The following is a 19,151-nucleotide window of genomic DNA, read 5'->3' as shown; positions in this document are numbered from 1 at the left end:
TGCACAAGATAAAAAGACTGCCCGGCAATTCTCACCCGGCAGTCCTTCCATTACGAGTAGTATACTCTTCATTCTAATCGTTGGACAATTCCTTCAGCGATTTGACTTTACCATGGGGATGCTGTTCCTGCTTTCTTGACTTCCAGGCAGCTTCTCTTCTTCTCTTCTGGTCGGCCATAACAGATAACCTCCTTGGGAATTGAATATATACTACTTCATTATGTTGTCATACCTTGACTCCGTTCATTCAGAGATTCAATTGGGTCAGATGTATTACTGAAGGTATTTTCCGGTGATCGACTGCTGAGCATGAACAATCTCCGAAGGTGTTCCCTCGAATACTACCTGGCCGCCCTTACTGCCTCCGTCCGGTCCCATATCGATGATCCAGTCCGCATGACTGATTACCTCGAGATTATGCTCAATGACGATCACTGTATTCCCCGCATCCACAAGTCGGTCCATGATCTCCAAAAGATGTCCGATATCAGACATGTGCAGGCCGGTTGTCGGTTCGTCCATCACATAAATACTTCCCTTTTTATGGAGCTCACTTGCCAGCTTGATACGCTGACATTCCCCGCCCGAAAGCGTGCTGAGCGGCTGTCCGAGTGTAATGTAATTCAATCCGACATCACTTAATGCCTGAAGCTTCCGCACAACCTCTTTAAGCTCAAAGAATTCAAGTGCCTGCTCTACAGTCATCCCGAGCACTTCTGCAATGGACTTGCCATTAAGCTTATACTCAAGCACTTCTTCCTTAAAGCGCCTGCCCTCGCATACTTCGCATGGGAGCTTTACACTTTCCAGAAATGCAAGATCCGTATATACAACACCTAAGCCCTGGCAGTTCTCGCATGCTCCTTTGGAGTTAAAGCTGAACAGCCCCTGATTCACTTTGTTCGCCGAAGCAAATGCCTTACGCACATCATCCATAATGCCAGTGTAGGTCGCGGGATTCGAACGTGTTGAAACGCCAATTGCCGATTGGTCAATAACGATTGCATCCGGATGCCGGCTGAGGAATACATCATTAATGAGTGTACTCTTGCCTGATCCGGCAACGCCCGAAACAACGGTCAGCACTCCGGTTGGAATATCTACACTTACGTTCCGCAGATTGTGGAGTGCAGCATTTTCGATAGACAGCTTTCCGGATGGCTGCCTGCAATTGGTCTTTAATTTGAGAGGTCTCTTCATGTGAGTACCTGTTAATGTATCTGACGCAAGCAGCCCCTGGTAACTTCCTTCATATACGATGGTGCCGCCGTGACTTCCAGCATAAGGTCCCACATCGACAATATGATCCGCCACCTTGATGACATCAGGATCATGTTCAACGACAATAACGGTATTCCCCTTGTCACGCAGCTTCAGCAGCAATTCGTTTAACCTGTGCACATCACGGGGATGCAGCCCAACGCTGGGTTCATCAAAAATGTAAGTGACATCGACCAGACTGCCGCTCAGATGCTTCACCATTTTGACGCGCTGCGACTCGCCCCCAGACAATGTATCCGTCTCACGGTCCAGCGTTAAGTAATCAAGTCCGATTTCCACCAGATGTTGAAGTCGCTCTGACAGTGATTTGACAATCGGTGCAGCGACCGGATCGTTTATCTCCCGGACGACTCGTAGAAGTTCGCCAACCTCCATGGATGACATATCTGCAATGTTGAGTCCATTAATCTTACAGCTGAGTGCATCCTGACTGAGTCTCGCGCCATGGCAGCTGGAGCATTGGCCCTCGGTAATGAACGGAGCAACAGCACGCTGTGTACGTTCAGACTTTGTCTTTACATCCTGCTTTATGTATTTGTTCGTGAACTTCTCAATTGCGCCTTCTACAGTAATATTAGTTGGCTTGCCAGCGAAATCCATCTTCACTTTTCTAGCCTTACCATATAGCAGCTGTTCCAGCTGCTCATCTGAATAATCGCTCAGCTTCTTGTCGAGATCATAATCCCCCGACTGCACGATGATATTCCATTCCCAGCCATTCACCGAATAGTCTGGCAGCATAATTGCTCCTTCATTTAATGACTTGGACATGTCCACCGCCCTCGATATATCGACGCCTAATTTCCGACCGATTCCATTACATTCCGGACACATGCCTTGCGGATCATTAAACGAGAACATGTTCGCCAGTCCAATCTGGGGCTGTCCTAATCGCGAGAATAGAAGTCTTAGAACAGGTGAAATATCCGTGATTGTACCCATCGTGGAATGGGAACCGCCCCCCAGTCGTTTCTGATCCACTACGACAGCCATACTCAGATTCTCGATTACATCCGCATCCGGCTGAGGATACCGCGGCAGAAAATTACGCACGAACATACTGAAGTTCTCATTCAACAATCGGGTCGATTCTGCAGCAACAGTATCGAAGACGATCGAAGACTTGCCTGAACCGGATACCCCAGTGAAGATCGTGATTTTTCGTTTGGGAATGCGAAGGGAAACATTCTTGAGATTGTTTTCTCTTGCAGCCGAGATTACGATATACTCCTGATTCGATTCGCTCATGTATAACATCCTTCCGATTACGTTTTATTTGTTTATATGATGGTAACAACCATTATGTATAAGTGGGCTAACTAAGGCTTCCACACACTGATAACAGAAGGATTGACCGCTGCATGCTTAATATTCATTGGTGACTCATTTTGAAAGAGAATTGATTATATGTTACGAATTAATATCGTGTCAATAGAAAAAAGCGCCTCTCTAGAGACGCTATAATGCCTTTTCATAAAATGTTAAACAGATTCTTTCGATCGTTCAGGGATCGATTGGTATTACACTTACTTCAGAGAAGCAGGCAGCTTCACCCCGATTAGCTTTCCCTCTGCTTGTATGATTATCATTTCTCCTGTCTTTAGAGTCGTCCCATGTAAGTCTGAACCGGTTGTTACCCTAAACACAGGCTGGGTTGTCAGGAAGTTAATACCCAGATATGTCCCGTTCCGCTGTGCTCTGTAAACTCCTTTACCATACACATCAATCTGTGAAAAAGGCGCGTCACCGTACCAACCGATCTGCCGGTTGTTAACCATCTTAACACCTGTAAGCTCACCCGTTTTTATATTTTGGAAGATCAGTCGATCCTGCACAATCTTTAGTAACGACCAGTCATCCCCATAAGGCATCTTAAACGTTCGGATCGGTGCCTGGTTAGATTTATAGGTATCGAAATCATACTCAGCCACTTGATCTGCTTGTTCAATGTAAAGCTTGCCTCCGCTTATAAATATATTTCTATAATCATACGGATACGGCGGTTCTCCGGTTAATGTCCAGCTATATTCGCGAGTTCCTTTTTTAACACCTGTCTTAAGATTGTATATATTTACGATGTGTTTTCGTTCCGGAAGCGACTGGTAATCGGACATTCTGTGGGAGTGGTAATCAACCGAATAGACAAGTCCATCTTTTATACGAATAGCCTCACCCTGACCGAATACTCCCCACAGCTTCTTGCCCGTCTTTTTATCAAAAGCGTCCAGTTGAGTAGATGTTAGTGCCCCTTGCACCAGGAAAGTCCGGAGGATAACTCCGTTCGACTCTTCAAGGTAATCCGTACCGCTTCCATCTGCCATGGGTTCGTCTGTCTTCCAGCGCAGCTTGCCTGTTATTTTATCAAAAGCGTAAGTTACACTGCCTTTAATAACATATAACGCATCAGAAGTCGGCACCAATCTCTCTATACGCTGCTGCTTATCGATAAATGTCGATGAACTCGACTGCCATTTCACTTTTCCTGTCTTGGAATTCAAAGCGTATGGCTTCTGATCTCCTGTAAGTCCATAAATAATTCCATTATTATAAACAACATAAGGTGTCAGGTTCTTACCGTAACTCCACAGCTTTTTACCTGACTTTGCATTCAAGGCAATCAGCTTTTTATCAACGAATGTGAATACCTTGCCATCCTCCGCTATAGCACTGTAATTTGAATAGTAGCTTCCATAGCTATCTAACTTGTTGTCCACCTTTAATGTCCAGGTAGGCTTCAGTTCAGGCACCTTAATCGTTGGATATGAATTTATGCTATTTACTGAAACATCAGCTGTTTCTGCATTTACTTGAATCGGCAGCGTAGAAGTTACCAACAGACCTGCAACGACACCTGCGGCAATACGTTTTAATAGATATCGATTCGATCGCTTCTTTAAGATTTTCAACATCAGTGTTCCTCCCTCTGGTTAGGTTCTTTGTCCTTATGACAATTAGACACCTATGAAGAGGGAATAGTTGCATATTATTTCTAAAATTGTATGGAGAACCGAAACCAGGTGGGATGCATAGAGCTAGTGAAAGGAACGTGAAGTTGAATCCGTTTTATATTGAACCTCTTTTGCCTGGTTTAAAAAAGCACCATTGAAAGATCTTTTGAATAAACAGAAAAACCATCGAGTTCCAGAGGGATATAGAAATATAGCTAAAAAATAAAGTCGTTCCCGAGAAGATCAGGCTGACAAGAATCGCACTAACCATACCTAACAATAAATATGAAAAAACAACGATCAGCATACTGCGTAACCCCGTTAGATTAAATCTCTTGTAAATGATTCTGTCCATAACAGGTGATAGCATGGGTCCCATTATTATCGAGATGAAAAAGATTGGCACGAAATTGAAGGCGAATATCCCTATGAAAGGAGAATATTCAGTAGTGGAAAGCCTTTCAGATAAAGGTGTATATATTCTCCAAGAAAAATAAATGGTAGATATAACAGCTGACAACATAGCCGCGATTACTTTTATCATAAATAATGAATTACCCTTCCTTACCATTCCATCTCCCCGTTTCGCTCATATATATGTCGCTTTAGTTACTAAAACGGGAAAATATTAAGTGAAGTTGCAGATACAAACCCAGTATAACTGGAGTTAGCCCTTCATTTTATCATTAGCGACCAGTCCGGATCTTTATATCGTTTATCCACCACTTCCCTGACTAGGGTGAGTTCATAAGGGATTTGTTTCAAGCCGACAATACGGAATTCATAAGGTTGCTGCATGCTGCGATCTCCCATTTCGATCAATCCCTCTCTCCAGCTATCAGGCAGTGTATCTTTATAATATCTTGACGCCCCCCTATACTGTATATCATACGATTTACCTGAAGGTTCGTACGCCCTCCATTGATCGTATGTAACTTCATTCTCCATTTCCCCATAAAATGAGACCGCTGTTTCATATTTCCCGTCACCCCTTTGTGAGTCTTCTAAAGAGGCACCAACCAACTCCAATTTATCATCCAATATTTCAAAAGATTTAGGAACTTTGAGCGATGAAGGCTTAAATGAAATCTCGCTTCCATCTAATTCCGGGACCGTATATCCATCCAGAACAAATCGATATGGTTCATGTTCTGGTAGAAAATTGAACGTATAACTCCAACGCACTTTTCCGTTACCAACTACATGATGATCAGACGTCATCAGGCTGTATTTTTTTTCGCTTTTTCTCGCATTCACCGAATGAATCTCTTCTCCTTCTTCGGTTTCGAAATGAAAGCTGAGCGTTTGATTTTTCCATAAATCACCCGGTGATCTGGTCAGTGCTGCCTTATCCAGTTCGGTTTCCAGCTCGAAACGTACACCCTGTACCATTCTCGTCAATCTTTTTAAAGTAACCGTCATACCGTGCGGCGTCGTATAGCTGCCTGATAGTTCTTCATATCTAGTCTGTCGGTTGGCATCTTTCATATCGATATCGAAACTGAAGTTCCAGTTCCCTTCAACAGATTTTTCGTTCGTTCTGCCTAAAGATTCAATAATTCCTTCAATGGTAATCTTGTCCGTCTGCATCGGTTCATCGATGAATGCAACCAAATAATAAAAATCATTCGTAAATCCCATGTCATACATCGTATCTACCGTGTTTCCTTGATCATCTTTAATCGTAATATGGTTAACATCACCAAGAACTAACTTATCGCGTGCATGCTTTCCTTTCCGATCGAATAGTTGAAGAGCCATCGTCACTCTCGTTGGATCAGCCACAGCTTCATTGATCACTAACGTATAACCTTTGTCTTTCTCTTTGATATGAGGATTATTTACGAGCCCCAGTTCCTGCGCCTTCAAAAGGCCCCTATCCGGATGATTCTTAACAAACAATGACCGGATCATTTCCGCAAAAGTCGGGACCGTATAGAATGAAACTGTACTCAAAACGAACAAGAGAGCTATAGCCGCAGCTGCCCATCTCCATCGTTTCATCGGATAACCCCTTTTTACATGCTGCTCAGATAATGAGGAAAGTGAATTTTCTATAGCGAGCTGTACCGAATCAGGAACAACCACCACTTGTGCTTTGGAATTAAAAAATCGTTTAAGCTCACGGTCATCCGGATCATGATAATTCATACTTAGTCCCTCCTTCCTTAAAAACGAGCTTCGATAATTGCTGCCTTGCCCGGTGTAACCGTGATTTCACGGTTCCTTCGGAAACTTCGAGTACCTTCGATATTTCCTTGACTGAAAGATCCTCAACATAAAAAAGTGTAACAATCATTTGAAGCTGCTCATCCAGCTCATCAATAACCTCAAATAATTCGATTTGTTCATAGTCATCTATATATGAGGCTTTTCTGATATCATAGGGGGTTGGGTAGACCCTCTTCTTTTTTCTGAGTATGCGATTACACTCGTTGATCAAAATTCGTATGAGCCATGTTTTAAAGTAGGCCGGTTCTTTCAATGTATGTATATTAGAAAAAGCTTTGGCGATGGCTTCCTGGATCGCATCTGCACAGTCTTCATCATTTCTCAGAATAGATCTAGCTATAATATAAAGACTTTGCTGGCAGGCCCGTACTAACGCTGCAAAAGCTTCCTTATCTCCTTGCCTTGCGAGCGTGGCTGTCTCATATATATCCACGATGTTCCCCCTTTCTTTCAAATCCTTTTAACATATTAGATCATCACTGCCTTGATAAGGTTCACAATATAGCAGAAAAAATTAGATGAAACTAAAATAGCCTGTCAGTCTGACAGGCTCCTTCTCTATTTATAACATTGTTTATCCAATGTAGTAACTACATAGCATTGTAATCTGAAAAGTAGATTTCATCGCCATCTAACTTGTTATCCACCTTTAATATCCAGAAGCCCGCTGCATCGTATCCAAACTTTTTTCAGAGAACAGCAATCCATGAGAAATCTTTTCACAAGTCTCATACTAAAATAATGTTCATGAACAACGAAAAATGCAACTGCGGAAGAATTGACCAAGTCGTGGATATAAAAACTAAGGAGAATTAAAATGAGAAAAGTGGTTGTATCTGAATTTGTATCTCTGGATGGCGTCATGGAAAATCCGCATTGGACGATCCAATTCCGTAGTGTGGAAACAAAACAATTCAAGTTTGAAGAACTGAAGGCAAGCGATGCTCTTCTGCTAGGACGCGAAACGTACGATAATTTTGCAGCGGTTTGGCCTAATTTGATAGAGCAGGAGGGAGAATATGGCCTGATGATGAACGGTAATCCGAAGCATGTGATTTCAAAAACCTTGGATAAAGTGGAATGGAATAACTCATCGCTGATTAAGGAAAATATCACAGAGGAAATATCCAAGCTTAAGCAGCAGCCTGGTAAGGATATCTTGGTATTTGGCAGCTGCACGCTTGTTCAAACACTGATGCAGTTTGACCTCATTGATGAATATCGGCTCATGATTTTCCCAGTTGTGCTTGGAAACGGAAAACGTCTCTTTGGAGAAGGAATCGACAAGAAAGTACTGAAACTAGCGGAAACAAAGACATTCGACTCAGGTGTCGTTGTTCTGACTTATCTTCCGGAAAGATAAAAAATTAAATAGCCTGCCGAAACGACAGGCTTATTTGTCTCGATTATAACTCCGTATGTACTCAGATTAATCCATTATAGTCAATATCTATCCGACGGTAGTTACCACATTCCCATCTTGATCCCTGATGTATGTTTTAACGACTTGTATGCTCAGGTCTTTATATGAAGACAACCGAATCTCATCTTCCTGCGGCTGCAGTTTATGCATGAGCTCGTTAATAACCGTCTCATCAAGCTTCAAAAGGACTTTGTCCGCGTTCATTTCAATGCTTGTCGTTGCAGCGGGCTGCAATGTCACGCTTAAATCCCTGTTCGCCAATGTTAATTCTTTTCCTTTAAGCAGTCTTCCCCGCAGCAGTTTTTCAACCGTTTCTGCCTGCTTCGCACCAATTGTAAGCACAGACGGCTTCTTGCTGAACAGACCATTCTTTCCAGGATTCCAAGCCAATTGGTCTACAAATAAAAAACCTGTACTCGACCCGTCTCGCCCTATCCCACTATGCACACTTTCCTGTACAGCAGGGACTCGTAGAATGGATTCTCGAGATAGATCCGTGATATAACCCGGGATCTCGGCTTTTCCGGCTTCGAGTACGCCCCGTGTATTCCATGTTTTCATGGCTTCCAGCTCATCTTCAGTGATTCCAACCATTTGCAGGAATTCAACACGTCCATTAGGTGTATGTATCGGTTCAAGCTCTGGATCTGGTATAAAAGCAAGCGCTGTTAATTGCGTATCGGCTCCCAGACAAATCGGGCCATTAGCATCTAAGTAATCACCTGAAGCAAATACATTACCGCTGTTAAACACATATCGCCCCATATTTTGCAGCAGGTTTAACGCCCATGCCGGTGGCTCCTCCTCGTCCATCTGCCGGGCCACCCGGAAAGTAAGCTCAAATCCATACCCGCTATAATCGGGATTCTCCAACTCCTTCTCATAAAGCTCCGAGAATCCGAAGGTTACAATATGCCAGTGTGGAGAAGGTGATTCCGCTTTATAAGCACTAAGGCCATCTAACGGGTCTTGACCACCAAGCATATAAGGAATAGCGGTACCATAATGCTTCGGCTCCTGTTCCCCGTATAGCTTCGTTACTTCTTCTTCAATTGCATCCCAACCTGTCGTATTTACTTCGTCCGTCACGATTTCACCCTCCATGGCCGTCTATTCATTCTTAAACCCTACGATTACTGATTATAATATATTCACCTGGAAAAATGACCCTGTAAATACAAACAAGCCACCGATCAAAGATCAGTGGCTTGTTGCAATTCCTTATATCATAACGCAAGCTCGGCTGCTTACAAATCGCTCTATCCGTTCAAGCGCCTTGGTCAGATTCTCTGTTGAAGCTGCATAGGAGCAGCGGATATGTCCTTCGCCTCCGGATCCGAATACATGACCCGGTACTGCCGCAACGCCGACTTCACTCACCAGTTGAGTGGCAAATTCCTCAGAAGTAAGTCCTGTATGGGCAATGGAAGGAAATGCATAGAATGCACCCTGCGGCTCATGACAGGTAAGCCCGATTTCTCTCAATCCTTTTACGAACATCTGCCGGCGGCCATCATACACCGCCTTCATCTCTTCCTTCGCTTCTAATCCGCAGCGTAAAGATTCGAGTGCCGCAATTTGACCCAGAACAGGCGCACACATCACGGTGTATTGATGGATCTTCAGCATAGCTGCGATTAAATCCTGAGGTCCGCATGCATAACCGATTCTCCAGCCTGTCATCGCGAAGGCTTTAGAGAAGCCGTTAATAATGATTGTCCGTTCCTTCATACCCGGAAGCGATGCTATGCTTACATGCTGTTGACCATATGTCAGCTCTGCATAAATTTCATCCGAAATGACGATCAGATTGTTCTCAATTATAAGCTTGGCAATGGGCAGCCAGTCCTGCTCAGTCATCACCGCACCTGTTGGATTGCTTGGAAAGTTCAGCATCAGCACCTTTGTGCGCGGAGTTATTTTCTCCTGCAGCGCCTCTGCTGTAAGCTTGAAATTGTGATCCGCAGACGTCTCAACCTCCACTACTTTCCCGCCATACAGGTGGGTAATCGGTGCATAGGCAATGTATGTTGGTACAGGAATGAGAACCTCATCCCCCGGAGAAATGAAAGTCCGGAAAGCCAAATCTACCGCTTCACTGCTTCCTACCGTGACGAGAATTTCATCGCACGGCTGATATGTAAGATTAAAGCCATTCTCCAAATATGAAGAAATAGCTTCACGAAGCTCCATTAAGCCTGCATTCGGCGTATATTTCGTTCTTCCTTCGTTTAAAGCGCGCACGCAAGCTGCACGAACAGGCTCCGGTGTTTCAAAATCCGGCTCGCCAACACCCAGGGGAATGATATCCCCACTCCCCTGGGTCAGCTCGAAGAAAGCACGAATGCCGGATGGGGGAATATCTAAAACCCGTGATGTAATGAATTCATTCGACATTATTCATCTCTCCCCGTTTTTTTGTGCGTTCCTCCCAGGAACAAGCAATAATTCGGTCAAGCAGCTCACTGAAGGGAATCCCTGCCGCTTTAGCACTTTTCGGAAGCAGGCTGTTGGTCGTCATGCCGGGAAGAGTATTCACTTCCAGAACATACGGGATGCCGTCTCTGATCATCATATCTACTCTTCCGTATACGCTGCATTTCAAGACCTTGAAGCAATTCATAGCCATCGATCTGACACGTTCATCTAGCTTGGTTGGCAATGTAATGACTTGCTCTTCTGCGCCGCCATCCACGTATTTAGCCTGGTAGTCGAACCATTCGGATTGAGCGGAACGGATTCCTATGATGGGCAGAAGTTCCCCGTCCAGAATGGAGCATGTAATTTCTTCTCCTTTAATGTAACTCTCGATCATAACCGACTCATCCCAGCGAAAAGCCTCTTGAACCGCCTTGTGCAGTGCGTTCTCATCGGTCACAAGCTCTGTTCCAATGCTGGAGCCGCCGGAATTCGGCTTCACAATAACCGGGTATCCCATTCTCCCTATAGCCTCAGGATCATATTCCTCAATGCTGTTCCAGCAGACCCAGTCCGGTGTGGAAATTCCCTCCGCACGAAGAAGCTTCTTGGACAAGTCTTTATCCATACATATGCTGCTGGATAAAACGCCGCTGCCTGTGTAAGGAATGCCGAGCGTTTCCAAGGCACCTTGAACGGTACCGTCCTCCCCATAGGAACCATGCAGCGCCAGCAACGCAATATCGATGCCCTTCACCTTGTCGATTAACTCTTCCCGCTTCGTGATGGCGATCGGTTTAACGTCATATTTTTCCCGATCCAGATGAGCAAGGATGACCTCGCCCGTTTTTAGTGATACCTCGCGTTCTGATGAAATACCGCCCATAATTACGCCAACCTTCATAACCGCACCTCTATCCTCTCAGTTGTCTGGCTGTTTCGCCGATAATCCGAATTCCCTTGTTAATCTCATCGTCTGACACTCTTGAAAATCCGATGCGCATCGTATTCCGCCCTTGACCATCCTTCGTGTAGAAGTTGTCACCAGGCGTGAAGATGACACCTTTACGGGAGCAGGCTGCGAGCAATTCCCTGGTATCGAAACCCTCTTCAAAGGTAACAAACAGGTGAAGCCCTCCATCACCCGACAACCGCTCATAGGGAATGAATTCCTCACAGCACTGCTTTGTCCATTCGTATTTCCGCTTATATTCGGATCTTGCCTTTTTTAAATATTTTTCAAAATTGCCGTTATACAAGTATTGATAAAGAATCGACTGATCCAGTGTAGATGTATGAATACTGCGTGCACGCTTGATGCTAACCAGATAATCAATCAATTCCCGGTCTGCAAGGATCCAGCCGACCCGGAGCCCGGGAAACAATACTTTGGAGAAGCTGCCAATGTAGATAACGCCATTGCCCTGTCCTGCCGTAGCGATTAGCGGAGCTACATGGGAGCCGGAGTAACGAAGCTCTTCGTTGAAGCCATCTTCAATGACGGGAACCTGATAACGCTCCATCAGCTTCATTAGTTTTAATCTTTTCTCAGGTGACATCACAATCCCCGTAGGATTATGGTAGGAAGGAACAAAGTATGCACAGTCGAAGGCTTTCTCCGATAAAGCCTGTTCCAGCTCAGAAAGACTGATGCCGTCCTCTTCCATCGTAATTCCTGTTATCTCATATCCATGAAGCTTAAGATTCTTGATCGCGGTATTATGCGTCGGATTCTCGCAGATGATCGAGCCGTGCTTCTTGCTTAATGCTGACAGGACGATATCGAAGCCCTCCGTGAACCCATCGGTAATCAAAATATCCTTTTCCTTCAAATTGACGCCCTTTTGATCCATATAATGAAGCAGGTATTCGATTAACGGTTTATATCCCTTTGCATAACCGTAGTTAAGAAGGACATTGCCTTCCACCGACATTCGATCTTGAAATGCCCTTTTAACATTTTCGAGATCGAACAGCTTCTCATCAGGAGCAATGCTCGTAAAGGAGATCGTCCCCTTCCCGGCGCGAATTCCGCGTTTCATCATATCAAGCTCCGATGCTTGCTGCGCATACTCGTTCACGCGTGCCCCCCAGTCCAAATCCCAGGACGTGTTCGCTGCACTGCTTGAAGTTTCTGCAACATAACTGCCTTTTCCGTGTATGGTATAGGCAAATCCGTCATCCTCTAAGCCCTCGTAAGCCGAAATAATGGTGTTGCGGCTCAAATTCAGCAGTGTGCTTAGCTCACGCGTAGACGGGAGCTTTTGGTGAGGCTGCAGTACCCCTTTTATAATTAATCGTTTCAAGTATTCCTTCACTTGAAGCGATACGGGACGATCATTCATGGGCTTGAAATCATAAAACACCTTACATCGCCCTCCTATATCATTCTGGCATACCAATAAATATAACAAAAGAACCACTTCCATCGATTTTTCATCGTGGTGTGGTTCTGTGCCTAATCGTTCAGGTTAACCAGGACATCCATCGTAAATCGATGCTCTTCTCCGTAAGAAACAGATATCTGTTATTATAACGAAAGCGGCTCTGCAAAAATAGAACTAACCATCAATTCCCTTCCACTGTTCATTTAACCTAGTATAAAAGAAAAAGCCGCTTTTCAGCGGCGTGTTATATCTTCTCATCGATTCTTGGATGGTCCGGTTGACATTTCGGATCAGGTACCAATTCTAATTGAGCAAGCTTGGTTAAATAATAGCACTCTTCTCGCAGCATATGATCTGGCATAAGCGGGGATATGCGGTCGAGCACTTCAGCCGATAGCTCTAAATCTTCCAGTTCTTTCAAAAAACCTCTGAATAAATTCATTTCAACATTGACGTCAAGATGAAATTTACGGAATGCCGGAAAATCACAAAGCTGCGTTCGCATGTACCCCGCCATCTCGATACTTTTCATATAAAATTGAACAAAATGTTCTTCAAATGCCTTGCTTTTGTGAATCAAGCGCTTTTCAACAAGATCCAGATCACTTGCTATCGCAGCAGCATGACCAACGGCATCGGGCAGCCACAGAAAATCATGATGGAGTGCATCGAATCTCGGAACTCCCTTCCCTTCAAGCAAGCTGGTTAGAATTCGCAAATACTCTTCGAGCTCGTTTACCATATGATTGATAAAGGTTGGCGTCAGGCCAATCGTGATCTGGCCTAGCAGAAGCCGCTGAAGGATACTGAGCTTGAACTGTCGCAGTTCGGTCGTCAGCTTGCAGGCCTGCTGATTCAGAGAAGCAAGTTGTGAATCAGATTGGATGCTTCTTGCCTGATCCAGAAGCTGGTCGAATGCGTGTATGAAATATTCGGCGTTTTGAATATCTGTCGTTTCCTTCGGGGAGAGCGTGTTAAAAATAAATCTTCCATGATCACCTAATATCTGCAGCCAGAAGCGATGTTCAAAAAGGGCTGATTGGTTCAATGGCATACCTCCTTTGTTCCTGCTAACAAAGGTTTATGAACATATTTCATAAATAATAACAACATCTGAATAAAATGCTGCCGGCTGCTTGCCACTTAATTCTCTATGTAGCTACCAAGTTGATAATTCAGTTCTTTTCCAGCTGTCCTCGGCAACACAGACATAGACATACTGATCGTCCCAAGCCATTTGCCCTTGACTGCAGGAAGCTTTGGAGGAAGCAGGCGTATACTTTTCGCGGATTCGCAGCTTGTCTCCGTTTATATCAAGCTTGGTGTCCGGGTCATTCGCGCCAACTCCTATATTACCGTTAGTGCGCTGTATCGTAAGCGGTGCATCGATCACTTCGCCATCATCACCATAACGGACAAACTGCAGGTTGGTCCCCGTATTGTCCCCGGACTCCTTGGAGTTGTCTGCCCGTACTGTCCATCTTGGTGTTGTTGCATTGTCATTGCCGGACTTACTGAACTGAAGGTCCCGGTTGGTTTCGCTTTCACCTGCTACCCGCAGAACTCCGCTCATTACATTGAAATTGGATGAATGGGTACGAATCTCACTTACATCGGTGTCATAGGGGATTTCAAAGCGGGTAAATAACTGGTCTGCATGTTGACCTGTCGGGGACATTGTAGTTTCGATCGAGATATGCTTATGGTCCTGCTGCTCCGGATTATTGGCTTTTTCGTGGGAGATGATCGCTGTTTTATCTTTTCCTTTCTCGTCGGCCCATGCAATCGCCGGTTTGGCCCTTTCCGCCGTCCATTGCAGCCGTATCAGGTCGGACTGGTGTCCCTGTTCCTCAATCCACTTCTGGTCAGTGGATAAATTCAGACGCTCGTTGTGCGGTATTCTGATATCCTTTCCATTTTGTGATGATTTCTCGAGTGTTACCACCGTCTGCTCTATCTTTTCTGTATTTTTTTGATCTGCTTTTTTCTCATCAGTACAGCCTGTTGCTACCAAACAAATGCCACCTAGTACAATCAAAATTGCTTTCGAAATTTTCACAATTTTTCCCTCCATTAACGATACAGCCCATTTTTACATGTTATTTAGCAAAAAAGACATTTGTCTGATCGTATTACATACCACAGCCGGAGTACACCCATTTCATCGAATTTCCCGGAAAAATGATTCTTTTCGTCTATAAACTCCCGATCGATCATATCCGATATTAGCGGTGGTCCCGATTTAGGTATTTAGATAGGTTCCTTTGTCTCTACAGGGAAGTAATTATGGAATCATAGGTCTTTTCTAGTGAACAATTTTACCGTTAAGAAGTAAGAAGCCACAAATATCAGTAAGATGCCGATTGGGAGTAATAGCATAACCGGATCGTTGTAGAAATCTTCCCCGTTCACCAAAGTTATAAGCATAGCTGTTGGCTCCGATAAAATAACTAATGTTATTAAAAATACGATGTTTATAATTCCGGTACCTTTTTTGTTTAGAGCATAAAATAAAGGCATATAGATCGAAATTAAGATAAGCACGGCTCCAATTGGAATCAATATAGATAATAGAGAATAGTCCGGCTTTTGAAATTGCGGGAAAGCTAATTTTGCAATCCAGTGTATTCCATAGTTGGCGAACACCCCGAGAAGCATGAATACTACAGCTGTTATGAATTTGGCTTGGATAATATGTTTACGGCTAACCGGCAGTGTGACCAAAAAGGTATGGTTATTGTTTTTAATATCGATATTCGTTACAAGAAATATGGAAGCGAAAGCTGTATATATCCCTACAAAATACATGGACAATTCACTTTTTGGAATGAAAACAATACTATATACCGCGAGAAAAAAAAGCACCATCCAAAGTGAGCTTTTTAAGGCTATGAAATCTTTACGAAGCAAATGAAGCATCGACACGTCCTCCCCGGGTTGTAAAATACATGATATCTTCTAAAGAAGGTTCTTCCAAAACTGCATAATGGCCGAAGAGCATTTCTGCCTCCGGCTTATTGCTAACCAAGCCCTCAAAACCAACAGATGTTTCACGAAGCCCAAGAAACATTTTTCGAATATCGGAATCAAGAAGCTGGACATCACCTTTCACGATCGCGTATTTTTCAAACAGATCTTCTTTAGCTTCATTGAATACAGTCTGCCCGCGATTAATGAAGGTAATGTAGTCAGCAATACGGTCCAAATCTGTCGTTATGTGGGTTGAGAACAGAATGGTGTTTTTCTCGTCCTGCATCATATCCGTAAGAAGATCGAGCATTTCCCTTCTAAATATCGGATCAAGTCCGGATGTCGGCTCATCCATGATTAATAGCTCTGCTTCATGGGACAAAGCAATCGCAAGAGCCAGCTTCACCTTCATCCCTTTAGATAAATTTTGAACTTTCATTTTGTTAGACAACTCAAATTGATCAAGATAACTATTAAATTTCTGTTCATTCCATTTCTGATAAAAAGGTGCGATCATATTCTTCGTGTCACGAATCGTAAGATGGTCATAATAGAAGCAATCATCCGACACAATACCAACACGCTGCTTTATATCTACCTCATCTCCAGGCATTTCACGGCCCAAAATGGTTATACTGCCAGAGTCCGGACGGATCATGCCAAGCATCATCTTGATCAACGTGCTTTTACCAGCGCCATTAGGACCAATCAGACCTGTGATATAGCCTTTCTTAACATTCAAAGATACCTGATCAACCTTAAATAAAGAGTATGCTTTTGATAGATTATGTAATTCAATTGCGTTCATTACATTTCTTCCTCCTCAAACAATACAGTCAAATGATCAATCAGATCTTGTCTGCTCATATTTAATTCCTTGCTTTCCCGAATGATCTCCAGCATTTTTTCTTCTAACCGTTTCATTCGCTGCTCCCGTATAAAGTCCTTATTAGCCCCGGATACGAAACATCCCTTACCCACGATGGAGTCTATAAGCTGTTCCTTTTCGAGTTCTTCATAAGCACGCTTAGTTGTAATTACGCTAACTTGCAGCTCCTTGGCCAGCTGCCTGATGGAAGGAAGGCTGTCCCCAGCACTTAATTCACCACTTAGAATGCTCTGCCTGATCTGGTTCATGATCTGTATATAGATTGGATCACTGGATGAATTGGATAAAATAACTTTGATGATATTTCACCTCACTGCTTTTTACGAGTATATACCGTATATATATAATATATACACTATATACTTTATCGTCAACTCCCTGACATATAAAACAGTGAAGCTGCCCTTTCGTAGTGAACTACGATTAGACAGCTTCTAAAATTATGGTTTACATAATATTTATTAAGTAACTATGAATCACCTGGAACTATTTCATAGATCTTTGCCATCAGATCCTCTGAATTCGTATGGAGTATTTTGTTCGAATCGTTCCAGGATGATTTTAGAAAATACGAAGCATGAAATCGCCATTTCTGGTGATCCGGATTAAACTCTAGTTGAATTTCACGCCCTGGCTTTCCTCGGTAAACTTTGGAGCCTCGCTTGCGCCACCTTCCAATATGAGTGACCCTGTCCGGGTTCTGACCTGTAATATAAGTAAATCGCTCATTAAACGGAATGTCTTTCAAGTGAAACTTCGGACTGCCCACAGCAAAAACCTGGGTACACCGAAGACCAAAACTCTCCTCTAAGTAAAGTGCAGTTCTATAAGCAATAACACCTCCGGCACTATGGCCGATCAGGATCAGAAGTTTTGCGCTTTCTGCATGATCGCGGATGATTTGGGATGCTTCTATTACTCTTTTCGATCGGTCATGGGACAGGTCATAGCCTGCCTGAGCAAGTTGCCTGACGAGCAATCGCATTAATGATCTGCCCTCTAACCCATTTGCGGTTCCATAGGGAAAGATCGCCACGATCTTGGCATTTCTATATTTCAGAGCTAGCTCCCTCGCTGCATCTTCGAAATTATTACGGTAAGTCAAAACACCGGCAAAAAAGAAGATGACTGTTCGGCAATCTGCATTACATGTGCTGTTGGAGGATATGAGAGTCACGAACATGATGCCACAGCCCCTCTTTATAAATAATAAATATAAGCTTCTTATTCTACTTCTTCATATAGGATATACCCATATCTTTAGTCAAGCACCATCTACTCTCCTTTGAAGGCAATAATGATTTTACCCTACTTAATGCATTTTAAATAGGAATATATCGTCAGTTGTATCCTCATTTTAAAAGCCTCCCTCTCATTTGTGGACGAGAGGGAGGCTTTGATTATTATAGATCTATTTACGTCCATACCAATAACCAGGTATACCTTTTGCAAGACGCATTAGTGCTTCCAGATAGTAATAATCGCCCCAAATCGTATAGTCATCAGGGGAGAATCCACCAAGAACATGATACGAGCCATGCTTAAGGAAGCCTTCTGCTGCATCATCACCGATCGTAGCATAGTTGTTAATCAGCGATTGCATACTGATGGCCAGCATCTCCTCAAAATAAAGCCGATCTGGGTCAGCAGCATCCAAATGTGAGATAATCTCGACCAGTCCGGCTGCTACAATCGCTGAGGCTGAACTATCGCGATATGTATCATCAGCTGGAGGAGCATTGAAATCCCAATAGGCAACGCTGTCCTCGGGTAAATGCTCAAGGAAATAGCGTGCCATACGCTTGGATGTCTCCAGAAATGCCGCATTCCCGGTATAACGGTAGGATAATGCAAACCCGTATACTCCCCATGCTTGCCCCCTCGTCCAAGTTGAACCGTTGTTATATCCTTGATGTGTTGCTCCACCGATCGGAATACCCGTCTGCACATCGAAGAAAAAAGTATGATACGAGCTATCGTCTCCTCTAACGAGATAGCGCCGTGTTCTCTCAGCCTGAATCTCTGCTGCTTCACGGTACTTCGGATCACCTGTCTGCTCACTTGCCCAATACAATAACGGCAAATTAAGCAAGCAATCAATAATAATCCTTCCTGCTTCATGCTCGTTATCCTTTGCTCCCCAAGCTTGAATATAACCGCTGCCGTCGTTCGTGTTCCGCCAGCGTTTCATTAATACATCCGCAGCAGCAAGAGCCAACTCACGTGCACTTTCATCCCCTGTTATAATCCACTGTGCCTTGGCAGACAAACTATACAGGAATCCAATATCATGGTGGTCCAGGTTGAATTGCTGATCCAGCCGCTGGCGAAAACTAGCTACCGTCCCTTCAGCTGCCTTAAGATATCGTTCATCTTGTGAATATTCATAACATAACCACAGTATTCCCGACCAAAAGCCATTTGTCCAATCATCGTTATCATTCAATATATATTTTTCATCAATGCTCGCATGTGGAAAGCGAGTTTCAAACCTATCAATATTCATAAGCGTTTTCGATAGAATGTCCTCAATTGCCTGGATATAAAGCTCATTCACTTGCATATCCGTTGTTTGCTGTACCCCATTTGTAGACATCGCATCC

17 protein-coding genes are annotated in these 19,151 nt (G+C 43.7%); 1 reads left to right on the top strand and 16 read right to left on the bottom strand.

Annotation, left to right across the window (positions count from 1 at the left end; all coding sequences use genetic code 11):
• Positions 1-73: 73 nt before the first annotated feature.
• The 5 genes from BN1234_RS22695 to BN1234_RS02975 form a co-directional block, all read right to left on the bottom strand.
• A complete protein-coding gene (locus BN1234_RS22695; RefSeq protein WP_245640073.1) occupies positions 74-178 on the bottom strand; it encodes a DUF6254 family protein in 105 nt (34 codons plus the stop codon).
• 95 nt (positions 179-273) lie between these two features.
• Positions 274-2,529 carry an ATP-binding cassette domain-containing protein gene (locus BN1234_RS02990; RefSeq protein ID WP_054955177.1) on the bottom strand — a complete coding sequence of 752 codons (2,256 nt, stop codon included), beginning with the start codon at positions 2,527-2,529 and terminating at the stop codon, positions 274-276.
• A 278-nt stretch (positions 2,530-2,807) separates the two neighbouring features.
• Complete coding sequence (locus tag BN1234_RS02985; RefSeq protein ID WP_054955176.1) at positions 2,808-4,190, bottom strand: outer membrane protein assembly factor BamB family protein; 1,383 nt, start codon at positions 4,188-4,190, stop codon at positions 2,808-2,810.
• Positions 4,191-4,904: 714 nt separating this feature from the next.
• Entirely contained in the window at positions 4,905-6,380 is a 1,476-nt protein-coding gene (locus BN1234_RS02980) for a DUF4179 domain-containing protein (RefSeq protein WP_054955175.1), read from the bottom strand.
• Entirely contained in the window at positions 6,367-6,894 is a 528-nt protein-coding gene (locus BN1234_RS02975) for a sigma-70 family RNA polymerase sigma factor (RefSeq protein WP_054955174.1), read from the bottom strand. The genes BN1234_RS02980 and BN1234_RS02975 overlap by 14 nt, the downstream gene beginning before the upstream one ends.
• 384 nt (positions 6,895-7,278) lie before the next feature.
• Here BN1234_RS02975 and BN1234_RS02970 point away from each other — a divergent pair, with 384 nt between their 5' ends.
• Positions 7,279-7,824 carry a dihydrofolate reductase family protein gene (locus BN1234_RS02970; protein WP_054955173.1) on the top strand — a complete coding sequence of 182 codons (546 nt, stop codon included), beginning with the start codon at positions 7,279-7,281 and terminating at the stop codon, positions 7,822-7,824.
• An 87-nt stretch (positions 7,825-7,911) separates the two neighbouring features.
• On the opposite strand, the gene BN1234_RS02965 is transcribed toward BN1234_RS02970, so the two are convergent.
• The 11 genes from BN1234_RS02965 to BN1234_RS02915 form a co-directional block, all read right to left on the bottom strand.
• Positions 7,912-8,973 (bottom strand): suppressor of fused domain protein, encoded by a 1,062-nt coding sequence (locus BN1234_RS02965; protein ID WP_054955172.1) that lies wholly within the window; start codon positions 8,971-8,973, stop codon positions 7,912-7,914.
• Positions 8,974-9,105: 132 nt separating this feature from the next.
• The gene (locus BN1234_RS02960) at positions 9,106-10,281 is read right to left on the bottom strand and encodes a pyridoxal phosphate-dependent aminotransferase (RefSeq protein ID WP_054955171.1); all 1,176 of its coding nucleotides are present in this window, start codon (positions 10,279-10,281) and stop codon (positions 9,106-9,108) included.
• Positions 10,271-11,206, bottom strand: coding sequence for a D-alanine--D-alanine ligase (locus BN1234_RS02955; RefSeq protein ID WP_054955170.1), 936 nt, complete (start codon positions 11,204-11,206; stop codon positions 10,271-10,273). The genes BN1234_RS02960 and BN1234_RS02955 overlap by 11 nt, the downstream gene beginning before the upstream one ends.
• A 10-nt stretch (positions 11,207-11,216) precedes the next feature.
• Complete coding sequence (gene pdxR, locus BN1234_RS02950; protein WP_054955169.1) at positions 11,217-12,668, bottom strand: MocR-like pyridoxine biosynthesis transcription factor PdxR; 1,452 nt, start codon at positions 12,666-12,668, stop codon at positions 11,217-11,219.
• 265 nt (positions 12,669-12,933) lie between these two features.
• On the bottom strand, positions 12,934-13,743 hold the full coding sequence (locus tag BN1234_RS02945) for a DUF2935 domain-containing protein (protein WP_054955168.1): 810 nt from the start codon (positions 13,741-13,743) through the stop codon (positions 12,934-12,936).
• 105 nt (positions 13,744-13,848) lie between these two features.
• Complete coding sequence (locus tag BN1234_RS02940; RefSeq protein WP_054955167.1) at positions 13,849-14,748, bottom strand: hypothetical protein; 900 nt, start codon at positions 14,746-14,748, stop codon at positions 13,849-13,851.
• A gap of 233 nt (positions 14,749-14,981) precedes the next feature.
• Complete coding sequence (locus BN1234_RS02935; RefSeq protein ID WP_054955166.1) at positions 14,982-15,608, bottom strand: ABC-2 transporter permease; 627 nt, start codon at positions 15,606-15,608, stop codon at positions 14,982-14,984.
• Positions 15,589-16,467, bottom strand: coding sequence for an ABC transporter ATP-binding protein (locus tag BN1234_RS02930; RefSeq protein WP_054955165.1), 879 nt, complete (start codon positions 16,465-16,467; stop codon positions 15,589-15,591). The genes BN1234_RS02935 and BN1234_RS02930 overlap by 20 nt, the downstream gene beginning before the upstream one ends.
• Positions 16,467-16,796, bottom strand: coding sequence for a GntR family transcriptional regulator (locus BN1234_RS02925; protein ID WP_245640072.1), 330 nt, complete (start codon positions 16,794-16,796; stop codon positions 16,467-16,469). The genes BN1234_RS02930 and BN1234_RS02925 overlap by 1 nt, the downstream gene beginning before the upstream one ends.
• A gap of 221 nt (positions 16,797-17,017) precedes the next feature.
• Positions 17,018-17,731, bottom strand: a complete 714-nt coding sequence (locus BN1234_RS02920; protein ID WP_054955163.1) for a thioesterase domain-containing protein — start codon at positions 17,729-17,731, stop codon at positions 17,018-17,020.
• Between the two features lie 228 nt (positions 17,732-17,959).
• Positions 17,960-19,144, bottom strand: coding sequence for a glycoside hydrolase family 88 protein (locus BN1234_RS02915; RefSeq protein WP_245640071.1), 1,185 nt, complete (start codon positions 19,142-19,144; stop codon positions 17,960-17,962).
• Positions 19,145-19,151 lie beyond the last annotated feature (7 nt).

The sequence above is a fragment of the Paenibacillus dakarensis genome (genome assembly GCF_001373415.1).
Lineage (GTDB): Bacteria > Bacillota > Bacilli > Paenibacillales > Paenibacillaceae > Paenibacillus_AQ > Paenibacillus_AQ dakarensis.
Note: the sequence above shows the minus strand (reverse complement) of the source record. Positions and strands in the feature narration are given on the sequence as shown.

Bases quoted from the DNA above. Each gene is read 5' to 3' on its own strand.
- BN1234_RS22695 (WP_245640073.1), bottom strand. From the start codon at position 178: ATGGCCGACCAGAAGAGAAGAAGAGAAGCTGCCTGGAAGTCAAGAAAG.
- BN1234_RS02990 (WP_054955177.1), bottom strand. From the start codon at position 2,529: ATGAGCGAATCGAATCAGGAGTATATCGTAATCTCGGCTGCAAGAGAA.
- BN1234_RS02985 (WP_054955176.1), bottom strand. From the start codon at position 4,190: ATGTTGAAAATCTTAAAGAAGCGATCGAATCGATATCTATTAAAACGT.
- BN1234_RS02980 (WP_054955175.1), bottom strand. From the start codon at position 6,380: ATGAATTATCATGATCCGGATGACCGTGAGCTTAAACGATTTTTTAAT.
- BN1234_RS02970 (WP_054955173.1), top strand. From the start codon at position 7,279: ATGAGAAAAGTGGTTGTATCTGAATTTGTATCTCTGGATGGCGTCATG.
- BN1234_RS02960 (WP_054955171.1), bottom strand. From the start codon at position 10,281: ATGTCGAATGAATTCATTACATCACGGGTTTTAGATATTCCCCCATCC.
- BN1234_RS02955 (WP_054955170.1), bottom strand. From the start codon at position 11,206: ATGAAGGTTGGCGTAATTATGGGCGGTATTTCATCAGAACGCGAGGTA.
- BN1234_RS02945 (WP_054955168.1), bottom strand. From the start codon at position 13,743: ATGCCATTGAACCAATCAGCCCTTTTTGAACATCGCTTCTGGCTGCAG.
- BN1234_RS02935 (WP_054955166.1), bottom strand. From the start codon at position 15,608: ATGCTTCATTTGCTTCGTAAAGATTTCATAGCCTTAAAAAGCTCACTT.
- BN1234_RS02930 (WP_054955165.1), bottom strand. From the start codon at position 16,467: ATGAACGCAATTGAATTACATAATCTATCAAAAGCATACTCTTTATTT.
- BN1234_RS02925 (WP_245640072.1), bottom strand. From the start codon at position 16,796: ATGAACCAGATCAGGCAGAGCATTCTAAGTGGTGAATTAAGTGCTGGG.
- BN1234_RS02920 (WP_054955163.1), bottom strand. From the start codon at position 17,731: ATGTTCGTGACTCTCATATCCTCCAACAGCACATGTAATGCAGATTGC.
- BN1234_RS02915 (WP_245640071.1), bottom strand. From the start codon at position 19,144: ATGTCTACAAATGGGGTACAGCAAACAACGGATATGCAAGTGAATGAG.